This is a genomic window from Nonomuraea sp. NPDC049637, from assembly GCF_040675235.1.
Taxonomy (GTDB): Bacteria; Actinomycetota; Actinomycetes; order Streptosporangiales; family Streptosporangiaceae; genus Nonomuraea.
Map to the genome: position 1 here is coordinate 44,543 of NZ_JBFAOM010000040.1, position 11,670 is coordinate 56,212.

General features: G+C 67.3%; 6 protein-coding genes. 2 read left to right on the plus strand and 4 right to left on the minus strand.

What is annotated here, in order from left to right:
* Nucleotides 1-20 precede the first annotated feature (20 nt).
* Both AB0J71_RS38140 and AB0J71_RS38145 read left to right on the plus strand, forming a co-directional pair.
* The gene (locus AB0J71_RS38140; protein WP_364418906.1) at nt 21-1,091 is read left to right on the plus strand and encodes a hypothetical protein; all 1,071 of its coding nucleotides are present in this window, start codon (nt 21-23) and stop codon (nt 1,089-1,091) included.
* 4 nt (nt 1,092-1,095) lie between these two features.
* A complete protein-coding gene (locus tag AB0J71_RS38145; protein WP_364418908.1) occupies nt 1,096-1,503 on the plus strand; it encodes a hypothetical protein in 408 nt (135 codons plus the stop codon).
* A 450-nt stretch (nt 1,504-1,953) separates the two neighbouring features.
* On the opposite strand, the gene AB0J71_RS38150 is transcribed toward AB0J71_RS38145, so the two are convergent.
* From AB0J71_RS38150 to AB0J71_RS38165, 4 genes are read right to left on the minus strand one after another with little or no spacing between them, the layout of a single operon-like run.
* Complete coding sequence (locus tag AB0J71_RS38150; protein WP_364418910.1) at nt 1,954-4,032, minus strand: DEAD/DEAH box helicase; 2,079 nt, start codon at nt 4,030-4,032, stop codon at nt 1,954-1,956.
* Complete coding sequence (gene brxD / locus AB0J71_RS38155; protein ID WP_364418912.1) at nt 4,029-5,339, minus strand: BREX system ATP-binding protein BrxD; 1,311 nt, start codon at nt 5,337-5,339, stop codon at nt 4,029-4,031. The genes AB0J71_RS38150 and brxD overlap by 4 nt, the downstream gene beginning before the upstream one ends.
* Nucleotides 5,340-5,356: 17 nt before the next feature.
* A complete protein-coding gene (pglZ, locus tag AB0J71_RS38160; protein WP_364418914.1) occupies nt 5,357-7,933 on the minus strand; it encodes a BREX-2 system phosphatase PglZ in 2,577 nt (858 codons plus the stop codon).
* Between the two features lie 51 nt (nt 7,934-7,984).
* Nucleotides 7,985-11,668: a phage resistance protein gene (locus tag AB0J71_RS38165; RefSeq protein WP_364418916.1), complete on the minus strand. Its 3,684-nt coding sequence runs from the start codon at nt 11,666-11,668 to the stop codon at nt 7,985-7,987.
* Nucleotides 11,669-11,670: the final 2 nt, after the last annotated feature.

Sequence of the window (11,670 nt, forward strand, 5' to 3'; positions counted from 1 at the left end):
CAACCTTCGTGGAGGGCACCATGAGTTCGGGCCGCAACACGGTCATGATCTACCTTTACGCCGTCGGCGTCCTCCTGCTGGCGGGCCTCATCGCCTTTGCTCCACGCCAGATATGGCTGCCGGCCCTCGTGATGGCACTGGCCGCGGGCGCGGCTCCGCCCATCAGGGCTGTGATTCGACGCCGGTCACGTACGCAAAGAGAACCGACGACCCTGTACATGCCCCCGCCCCCGCCACCAGTAGAGCCTCGTGAACACCGGGTGGAGAGGGTCCCGCTGCCGAGCCGGGAGGATGACTACGACTTCCTGCTGTCCGCCACCATCCTTTGGGCACCGCTGAAGCGGCCAGGGGACGACCGGCGCATCAATCCCGAGGCGCTGGCCGTGAACGCGATCCTCAAGCGCGCACGAAAGATCACTGAACAATGGGAACCGGGTCGCGCTTCCCTCGTCATGCACGAACTGGGCGAAGTCCTGGGCTCGATGGAGCCGGACAACACCGGCTGTGTCCAGGCGATGGCCCAGGCCATCCAGCTCACCCTCTCCACGGAGGACCAGGAACGCCTTAACAAGCTGGCTGCTGTGCGGAAGGACAAGGTGGTCTGGGAACACGACCGCAAGTATGAGCAAAGCAAGCGGGAGTACCTCGGCGAGGACGTGCTCAAGGACACCGGCAGCGCCGTGGTGTGGTGGCTTGCAAAGAACGACGACCACATTGAGAGAACGGTGAACGACCTCGGCCTGCTGGCCAGACTCACCTCGGCTGCCAACAACAGAGAGCTGCTCGAGTCGAATGGCCACGGGAGCACGCCCTTCGAGCCGTTCGCAGAGACACCGTCGCCGAATGGCAGCTCGCCGGTGGACCACCTGGCCGCCTTCTTGCAGATCACGGATCTACGGGAGAAGGACCTGTTCACTCATCAGGTAGCTCTGCTGGTCGGCACGTACGGCCGGCCAGACGTGGCCGATGAGATCCTCAGCAAGTTCGGGCTGTCCGATCCAGAGCCTCCTGACAGCGCGAAGGCTCCGCAGGATGAAGGTCCGGACGACCCAGACGGTTTCCATCAAAACGGGTGGGACGAGGGGATCTGAGGACATGGAAGCAGAGCTCGTGGCGCTGGCAACCTCCGGCGCGACCACACTGATCACACTGATGATCTCCGACGTATGGGCGCAGACGAAGGAGAAACTCGCAGGCATACTTGCCAGACCTGGAAATGAGGATGACGTGCTGGGGGAACTGGAAGCCTCCCGCGCCGACTTGGTGGACGCTCTTACGCGAGGTGACGGAGGGAGAACGGCTGCGATCGAGGCCGAGTGGCGCGCCCGCCTGCTGAGGTTGCTCCTGGAGGTCCCAGGCTCGGCCGATGCCCTGCAGAGCCTTCCGGCTCCGGCGACGGGCACGGTCTACAACCACATCAGCGGGCCGGTACGGTCTGCTGTGGTCGTCCAAGCCGGGCGGATAGATGGGTCTACGTTCAATGCTCCTTCGGATACGACCTAGAGCGATCTTGCTAGGTGGAAGCAGGCAGTATGAAGAGCCTGAGGGCTGTGTCGCGTGGCTCTGTCTGTACGAATTCCCTAGTTTTTTGTCGTCTAACGGTTCGGGGATAGTCTCATATGAAACGTATTGTTTATGTGTGACTTTGCAGATATTAGTGCCTCTGTGAGGTAATCACCCGAACCCGCCGCTGACGGGTGCCATCGAAGCCCCGCGCCCTGATCTTGAGGGCGCAGGCGCGTCGCGGATAAGCCCTTGGCAGGAGAATTGTCGACCAAGATCGGCCAGGGTTCTGTAGGTGATGTAGCGCGATAGTCCACGGATCTGGGCTGCTGACGTTTGGAAACGCCCCGTGGCGGCTGTGCAGGACGACGCCTATCTAGAGGTTGGTGTTCGTGCTGGTCAGCGTCCTTCCAAGCCGATCGGCTGTCCCGGAGCCGCTGACGGGAGGTACTACAGGATCGTGAAACGCTGTGGCTCGGTAAGCACGGTTGACGCCCCATCGAGGTCGGCGAGACGAGCAGATAGGGCAGCGACGGCGAGTCGCCGGGGAAGTGCAGCGCTGAACTTGAGCCCGTCCACGGCCTTGTCGTCGACCTCCGGAAGACAGAGCTGCTTTCGTAGCTCAGGGGCTGCAGAGCGCCATTCCTTAGCGGTCAGATCGCCTCGAAGCCGCAGGTATAGATCGTCGACTGGCTGGGATTCGTCGGCCAGTGACCCCAGCGTCGCCTTCAGGGTCGCGTTGCCGCGATACCCGGCCCATGTCCACCACCGCAGGTCACCGGAGGTCGTGCGGAGGATGACCGTGCCGCCGGGGTGAACGGTTTTGAGGTTGTCCTCGCGAACCGACGCTAGCCCGCTGGCCGCCCGTCGGCTCAGTGACACCGGAGGGTCCTCGCCGAGGAGAACGTCCCGCATCGCCCTGGCCACCGCGAACGAGGCACCGCCGAGCCCGGATGAAACCCACCGAGCCCGGCCGCCTCCGCTTTCGTGTGGCTCGACGAAACAGCGCCGCCGCTTCCAATCGACCCAGGTGACCCGCCAGGTGTGCCCGCCCAGCAGGATCAACCGTGGCCCGTCCACAGAAGCAGTCAGAAGAGAGGGATCGGTCTTCCCGATTTCCAGGCGACCGTGCAGGACGGTGAACTCGGGCGCGGCGGTGAAGACAGCGGTGAGGCCCATGAAGTGCCGGCGGCCGAAGCGCTTCTCCGCCTCGGGTCCGATGAACCACAGGGGGCCGTCAGCCTCCAGAAAACCCTCGGTGACCAGATGCCTGGCCACCGGCAACGCTGGTGGGCCGAACAGGGCGAGCCCGTTCCACCATTCCTGCCAGAGCTGCGAGCCGATCTGGTGTTCCTGCAGCGCGAGGGCCAGGATCTGCTGGGCGACAATGTGCTGTGGCAACGGTGGCGCCACGATCGGCTCCACGTAGCCGCGGCTCCACAGGAGCAGCAGTCCGGCACATGTGAGCAGGTCGTCGAGGGTCAGCGCCAGGAACAGGCAGTTGCGCGGCGTGCCGGCTCTCCGTCCGGTACGGCCCAGCCGTTGGAGAAATGACGCCACCGAGGAGGGTGCGTTGACCTGGATGACTCGGTCGAGGTCGCCGACATCGATGCCCAATTCCAGTGTGGAGGTGGACACGATCACGCAGTCCCGCGCCTCCGCGAACGCCTGCTCCGCCCGCCGCCGCTCGTCCATCGACAGGGAGGCGTGCGAAAGGAACACGGTCACGCCCAGCTCTCGGAGCGAAGCGCCGAGCTGTTCGACCAGCCTTCTGGAATCGCAGAAGACCAGCCGCTTCTCACCGCGATGCAACGCCGCGATCACCCGTGAGGCGTTCGGTACCGACCCCACGTAGTCGAGCTCGACGTCTGGAGGCGAAGCGGAACCGACCTCGGGAGCGATGACCTGCGCGGGCCGTTTCGACGACCCCTGCAGCCAGGCGAGCAGCTCCGTCGTGTTGCCGACGGTCGCAGACAGCCCGAGTCGCTGGATCGGCCGCCCGCACAGGTGAGTGAGCCGTTCCAGCACGCACAGCAGATGCCAGCCACGATCGTCCCCGGCGAAGGCGTGCACCTCGTCCACGACGATCGCACGGAGGTTGCTGAACCATGCGCGGTGGTCCACTTTGGTGCTCACCAGCATAGACTCCAGCGACTCCGGCGTGGTGAGTAGGATGTCCGGCGGGTTCCGCAGGATCGCCTGCCGCTGTGCGGTGGTCACGTCGCCGTGCCACAGCGCCACCCGGCGGCCCAACCAGCCTCCGTAGGTCTCCAGCCGGGGGAGCAGGTTGTTGAGCAGGGCCTTCAACGGGCAGACGTAGATCACCGATAGCCCGGTCCATCCGTCTGCCTCCATCAGCGAGAGCAGCGGGAAAACGGCCGCCTCGGTCTTGCCGCCGGCGGTGGGGGCGAGGAGCAGCGCGTCGCACCCGTCGAGCACTGGTGCCACGGCGGCGGCCTGCAACGGGCGGAGGTCCGGCCATCCCAGGGTGTTGACGATGTGGTGTTGCAGCGTTGGGTGGAGCCTCACGGCAGGTCGAGATCCACATCGTCCACGCTCGCCGCGCGCAACCCGGGTGCCGCGGCCTCCCGCTCCACGACGGTCAGCTCGGCCGAGGCCACGGTCAGCGTGTAGTCGCGGCGCGGATCGAAGTCGTCGAACTCCTCCACCCTGTCCAGCACGCCGTCGACCAGCTTCCGCAGGAAGATCCGTGGTGCCACCCCGACCTGCCCACCCAGATTCCCGGTGACGGCGGAGGCCAGCGTCTCCACGTAGGAGTCGTCGACGCGGGCCATCACCCGCGACGGGTCCGCCGAGCCTGCCGCATACAGGTCCCGTACGGCACAGCCGAGCTGGATGAGCTTGGGGAGATCGAATCCGGCGAGCCTGATCTGCACGGAACGCGGCGAATCGAACCGGGAATCGGCGGTGAAGTTGGTCGCCAGCCGCTCAGCCAAGGGTGTTAGCCGCTGCACACCCTGCCGCCCGTCGTAGAACGCTGGGGTGCCGGTGATCAGCAGATAAAGGCCGGGGAAGCGGCCCGCGTCGATCTCGTCGATGAGCTGCCGTAGCGCGTTGAGCGCTTTCTCCCGCACATCCGACCGGACCCGCTGCAACGTCTCGATCTCGTCCAGGACGACCAGTAGCCCCGGATGGCCGCAGTCGCGGAGCACGGTCAGCAGACCCTGGAGGAAGCCCAGCGCGCCGAAATGATCCAGATTTCCCCGGATCCCCACGGCCCGGCGGGCGGAGGCGGTCACGTTGGGCTGGCCGCCGAGCCAGGCCAGCAGCGCCTCCGCGGTGGCGTTGTCCTCGGCAAGCCTGGCCCCCCGGTACCCGCGCAGCGCCGCCGCGAAGGCTGGGGTGGTCCTCGCTACGGCAGCCAGCCGCTGCTCCATCAGCTCCGCGACCCCGGCTTCGAGGTTCCCGGCTCCGGAGGCCAGGACGTCCTCCTCCAGCGTGAAGAACCACGCGTCGATCACATCGCGCAGCGCCGACGGCTGGTGCGACGCTGTGGTCAGCCGCTCGGTCAGCCGGCGGTAGACCGTCTCCAGCCGGTGGAGCGGCGTCTCGGTCTCGGAGATCTGGATCTCACTGACCGCCATGCCGCGCCGCTTGGCCCGCTCGGCGAGCCAGCGGGCGAAGAACGTCTTGCCCGAGCCGTACTCGCCGCGGACGGCCTTGAACACCGCTCCGCCCGTGGTGACGGCGGACAGCTCTTCGTCGAGCGCGTTCTCGAAGCGCTCCAGCCCTACGGCGAACAGGTCCAGCCCCGCGGAGGGCACCGTCCCCCGCCGCAAGGCAGAGATCACTTCACGGCGCCGGGCGGCGCTCACCGCGGGAATCGTCACTATCAGGCCTCTCCCAGGAACTGCAGCTTGAGCAGGCCGATGTCCAGCACGACAGTGCGGTCACCGTCGGCCAGCGTCAGCACGCCATAGCCCTCAAGGTTAAGCAATCGGGAGACCTGGCTGACATAACCCCGCATGCGTGCCGGAGGCTGGCCGACGAGCGCGGAGGCCACGTTCACCGGAAGCTTTCCACCAGCCGCCGCGAGGCCATCGATCAGCGTGGCGATCTCGCCTGCAGCCGGGGCATTGCGGACGAAGGTCTGCTGAGCCTCGAACGTCTCCGACAAGGTCACCCGGGCACCGAGGGAGTCGCCCTCCGCCTCGGCGACGGAGAACAGTGCGTCGTCCTGCTTCGGCTTGGCCCCCCTCCTGCTCGTGGACGGGGCGGGCGTCTCCGCGACCGCCGAGTTCCACCAGGCGGGGGCGTGCTGGCCAGGGTCGAACACCTGCCAGCCCGACGGGCGATGCCGCTCGGAGGGCGCGAAGACCAGGATCGGTATCACCATCTCGGCCAGCGAGGCCCCGCCGTGGTACCCCGCGTGCTTGGCGGTGTACCGGATCGACTCGTCCCACGGGACCACCACCTCGCTGTCCACGGTGAGCACGCGTGGGCCGCGCAGCATTACCTCACCGGCCTCCGGCGTTCCGGTCCGGTAGCGAGCGGAGGACGACCGCTCCGCCGCCACCGGGGCGTCACGGTGCAGGACATGCCCATGATCCGAGGTCAGCACAACGGTCCGTCCGGCAGACCACGCCGCCGCGAGCACCTCGCGCAGGTAGGCGACACCGTCCAGGGCCCAGGAATCCCGCCCGTCGGTCGGGCCCTTGTCGAGGGAGTCGTCGACGGCATTGAGCACGATCCCCACCACGGTGGTGGGATCGGCGATCGACGCCAAGACCTCGTCGTCCAGCTTGGCACCCGCGTCACCGCCCAGATTGCCCTTATGGAAAAGCACGCTCTTGCGGCCCGGCCACATGGCGCGAAAGCCCGGCACCTCGTCGTTCTGCGTGCCTTCGCGGAGCTGTCCGCAAAGCAGGCTCGTGCGGGAGAAGCGGGTCATCGACGGCACCACCGCCAGCGCGGGTTCGCGGCCATCAGCCCGGCGGCCGATCTCGGTCCAGCCCCACTCGGCGAGGATGTCGCCGCCCAGCTCGCAGGCGACCGCCGCGCTCATCCCGTCCAGCACGATCACGACGGGCGTGCTCAGCGGCCGGGTCACCCGCTCCAGCAAGTTTTCGGCGAGCACCAGCTCCGTGGTGTCGGAGCCGTGCTCGGTCCAAGCGGCCAGACGGCGCCCGAACATCTCATCCAGTGCCGTACGGCGTGCCCGCGCGGCCTGGTAGAGCGCCCCGTAGGCGGCCTTGACCCTGGGCACCCTGGCCGTGTCGGCCTGCCAGACCGCGGCGATGGCCCGGTCCGCCCAACCCCATTCCCGCAGGTGCCGCACAGCGAGCGCGTCAACGGTCTGGGGCGTCTCCGCAGAAGAGCAGAGCCAGCGCGCTAGCCGTACTGCCATCTGCGCGGCCCGTGACTCCTCTCGGTAACGCCCGGACAGGCGGTGCTCAAGGACGCGTTCCAGCGCCACCTCTACCCCGTCGAGGTCGCCGGACGTAGCCACCCGAGTGAGGTGCTCAGCAAGTGAGCTGAGCCGAGCGTCGAAGCCGAGCGTGAGCGCGTCGCTGAAGTCGGCCAGTGAGTCTGCCTGCAGCTCGACGAGGATCCGCTCGGCGCGCACGACGGCGGCCTCCGCTTGCCGCACCGTGCCGGGGTCGGACAGCCACCGCGTCCAGAGTGACTCTGCGGTTTCGGAGAACCGCCGTACGGCCTGAGAGGACAAACGGGAGCCACCAAAGAACCGCTCTTCGACACGAACCCTGGCCAGCACGGCGGCCTGCTTGCGAGCTGCGGCGTCACCGAAGACAACCGAGGTCACCAGGCCGAGCGGCACCGAATCCGCACCGTGGCCATTCGCCACGAGCCGGAACACGACCGACGCCACTGGGCCGATCTCGCCCTCCAGCCATTCCTGCAGGCCGGTCCGCTCCGCATCGGCCAACGTGCGGAAGCGGGCCACGGCGGTGGCGTTGCCGCTCCATGAGAGCAGCGTCGTCGCGTCAATCTCACCCTCGAAGCGAGCAGAGGCGAGTGTTCCAAGCGCGGTCTCTAGAGTGAGCACCCCGCCGCCCAGTTTGGGCCACCCTGCTGGAGGCTGGGCGTCGATCAGAGCTTCTGCCAGCCAGACCCGATCGCGCGAGGACAGGCGAGGGTCGACGAGGCGTGCCCCGAATGCCTCCCTGACCAGGTCGAACCTGTTGACTGGACGCAGCTCGTGTTCGGCGACGAGGGCGAGCAGGCTGTCGCCAAGCTCCTCGCACGGTGTCAGAAGCACCAGATAGCCGTCGTTGTGGGAGCTGATCGCATCCAGTACGGCAAGCACGGTCTCGCAGGCGCGCACCTCGACGTGGTGCCCGTCGACCGGCAGTGAAGGAGCGCCACGCCATTCGGGGGCAGCCCGGAGCGCGATGATGCGCTCCGGATCCTGCCGAGTGACGGCCCGGCGCACCGCTGCCTCAATCACGGCCCTGCTGGCCTGAGGCGGTTGCCCGGTAAGAATCGGTGAGCCCATCGATTACTCCACCACTCGCCAGGTGATCTCGATCCGTGCGTCCGGATGCTTTTTGGCGAGGCCGCGCAGCTCGCCGACGACGTTCTCCAGTTCGTTGGCGAGGACCATCCGACTCGTGGCGCTCGTGGCGGGGACGGTCACCGTCACGCCGTCGGATCCCGTGCTGGGAGAGGGAGAGACGGGCCCTGGCACCAGGGAGACCGGGGAAACCGCAGGAGGGGCGACGGGCGGCGGAGTGACGGGAGGCTGGGTGGCCACCACCAGATCGACCGCGGCCTTATTCGCGATCTCGAGCGCGGGGACCAGCGAGACCGTGTGCTGGTCTCGGACGGCGACTCCTCGCAACCGTTCCAGCACAACCTTGGACCGTTCGTCGTCGCGAGCCGCCAGTGACGTCATGATCGGCCAGGTCACCTTGCCGAACGCGGCGTTCACCGCCTTGGCCTGCTCCAGACTCGCGCGATACACCTCCAACGGCTGACTCAGGGAGAAGGCGGCCAAGCTCCGCAGGAGCGCGGTGCCGTCCCCGATCCCGGCAAGTGTCTCGACCAGGGCGGCAGCGGTACGTGCTGTGCCGAGTCTCTCGGAATCGGTCAGCCCCAGCAGGATTTCGTGCCGCTCCAGCTCTTTGAGCAGGGTCTCAGCGTCTGGCAAGAGCTCGCTGGCGCGCCGCCGCACGGCGGCGGCCAGCATGTGTACGGCGCGTGCGCTGAGAACCGGCTGCTTGTCCAGACGGAAGAGTACGTGGGCCCGGTCGGAAGCGGTCCTGAACTCGTCCGCGTTCGGCAGCTCCTGCGCGCGGAGTGCCATGTCGCCGGGCACGTTCTTCAGATCCGGAGCTCCGACGATCTGACCGGCACGGATCCAGGCCCGATCCCGCTGTACCGCATAAGAGAACACGATCAGGTTCACGACGTCGCTGGGCAGCCCGGGCTGTTCGTCGAGAATCCACTTCTTGATGTCGGACACGGCGAGGTCGCCGGTCCTGTCGTGCCTGCTCGCAGCCCGTTCGATCCGCAGCGGCCACTCCTCCCGGAGCACGAAGTGCGACTCGTGCATGGTGCCCAGCTCCAGCGGGTGACCGATCCGCCGCAGCACCGGAATGTCGGACTTGGCCACCTCGGCACGTCTGGCCTCGCTCTGTGTCGCCTGTTCGATCGTACGGAGAACGATCTCCAGGTCCCTGGCCCGGTACGCGGAGTGCTTGCCGTCCGGGTCGAGGTTGGGGTGGCTGGCGTAGCGGTGGTCGAGTAGCTTGCCGCAGATCCAGTCGAGGGCGCCAGACAGCCCCATAGCGGCCGGCAGTCTGATGTCCAGCCCGTCGATCAGGGGCAGCACGTGCTGTTCGGACTCCCGGCCGAGATTGGCAGGGTCAGGGTCTGCCACGCCGTACACCTGCTTGAGCACTCCGCTCAGCTTGGTGAGAAGCGCGTGGCGTCGGCTCTCCAGCTGGGTGCGGGCATGATAGCGGTCGTCCTCGGTGAGACCACTCGCGTATTCCTTGAGGTTGTCGCCATCCAGCACGTGGTTGATGACGACCAGGTCGCCCAGGTCGCTAAGCCGCTCCGTGGAGAAGAAGTGCGGCAGCCAGCCTGCGGTGTCCGGGCTGGGACGCTCGGCGCGGATCCGCAGCAGCCGGTTGCGGTCGTCGGCCGGGCCGAAGTTCCCCTCGTCGAATGGATAGTCGACGAGGATTCGCAACGCGCCCGGCTCGCTCGCCTCGAACTGGCGAGTGTCGAGCCGCTCGGGGTCGCGGACGTTAGCGAAAACGACCTCGACCATACGGCGAGTGCCCCGCCAGACAATCTCCTTACGTGACTCGAACTGGCCGCTGCCGCTGACCTCCATCTCTGACCAGAGCATGTCCTGGAGGAGTCGCCGCTTGCTCGCTGGATCATCCGCGGCCCGCGCTTTGCCCATGATTCCCTGAGTGTCGACGCCGATCAACGCCATCTCCACAGCGGGGTCATCGGCCCCGGAGACGCGGATCTCGCCGAAAACCGAGGCCAGCTCGCGCAGAGTCTTGGCGACCAGGGTGCGTTCCCCGCCGGGAATCATGGAGACGACGGAGCCGTGGTTCAGGGCCGCCAGGCGGCTGGCATTGAGGTTGCGCAGCGCGGGCACGTGCGGCACCAGCGCGGCGAGCAGCAGCGTCTTGACCACCAGGTCGTCGGCGCGGAAGGCTCGTGTTGGCTCGGCGTCCTCGGCCAGGTTGTGCTTGTGCAGCAGGTGCGGCCGCAGTCGCTCGGTGTAGAACCGCTTTGCCTGGTCGAACTCCTCGCGGAGCTTGTCGCTGAACGGTTTGTCACCACCGGAGGCCAGCACGTCGTAGATCGCGCCGAGCGGCATGAGCTGACCGACCGGCAGCGAGTCCCGGTGGTCGACGAGGAGCTGCTGGGTGAGCTTGAGCGCGCTGCGCTCCCGCTGGAGCGCCCCCGAGATATCGATCATCGCGGCGAGGAATGCCGGGCTGAACGGGTAGGTGACGCGGAAGTCCTCTCTGGTCGCGCCGCCGCCCTGGGCATCCAGCAGCACGTCCCACACCTGCGCGTTGGTCCGGGTGGTGCGCTCGAAGGCGGCGTCCAGCTCGGCCGTGGCCTCGGGGCTCCTCGCCTTGAGCAGCCGCCGCCGGATGATCTCCCGGAGGTTGCGGTCGGCCAGCTTCAGGTGGTCGAAGCGGCCGTCCCAGTATTTGAGCGTGTCGAACAGGCTGGCCGTCTGCGCGCCCGCGACGTCCCGGCCGACCAGTTCACGCAGGTCGCGCTGACGCGGTACGAAACTGACGATGGGCGCGGGACGGTCGTTCTCTGCGGACTCGACCAGCTTGGAGACGTTCTGCGCCTCCTTGCGGACGAACGCGTCGTCACCCAGCCGCCCGGCCAGCCAGAGCACCAGCTCGTCCAGGAGCAGCACGACCGCGTCGTAGCCGAGTACTTCCTTGGCGTGTGTGGAGATCACCGACAGGCCTTCGTCCAAGCCGATGTAGGACTCGGCGTTGCCGTGCACCGCGCTGGCGTACCGCTTGAACGGGCCGGCGAGCAGGTCGCTGACCAGCCTCCGCCGCTCCTTGTCGCTCGCCGGGGCGTCGAAGGCATGATCGAGGAGATCGGTGTTCCAGCTCCCGCGGCGGAACTTGCCCTGGCTGACCGGCAGTGCGGCGATGAAATGCTCGTCACCCTGCTCGGCCCGTAGCTCTCGGGCGTCGGCGAGCAGCGCGTCATCCCGGTAGACCGCAGCCGGAGGCTTGTCCGGGTGCAGCTTGGCGACATGGCTGACGTAGCCGCCGAGGATGGCGGCCTCCAGCGTGGTCGAGCCGATCAGGTGGTACGGCACGAGCAGGAAAGTGCGGCCGTTGAGCCACGAGTCGTGCTTGGCGATGACCCGGACCAGCTCGTCCTTGCCGCGGGCGTCGGGGTTGCCCTGTAGCAGGGCGTGCAGCACGGCCATGAAGTGGCTCTTACCGGAGCCGAACGAGCCGTCGAGATAAGTCCCATGGGAGCTGTTGGTCTCGACCGCGGTCTTGATGATGCCCAGCGCGTCGTCGAAGACCTGCGCGAGCTGCGGCGTGACCACGTATTCCTGGACCGTGCGGTCCGCGTGGCTGATCCCGTCGGTCAGCTTGAGGACGAAGTCCCCGGCGAGCACCCGTTCTGGGATGTCGATCAGGTCGCGCAGCAGTTTCGTCATCG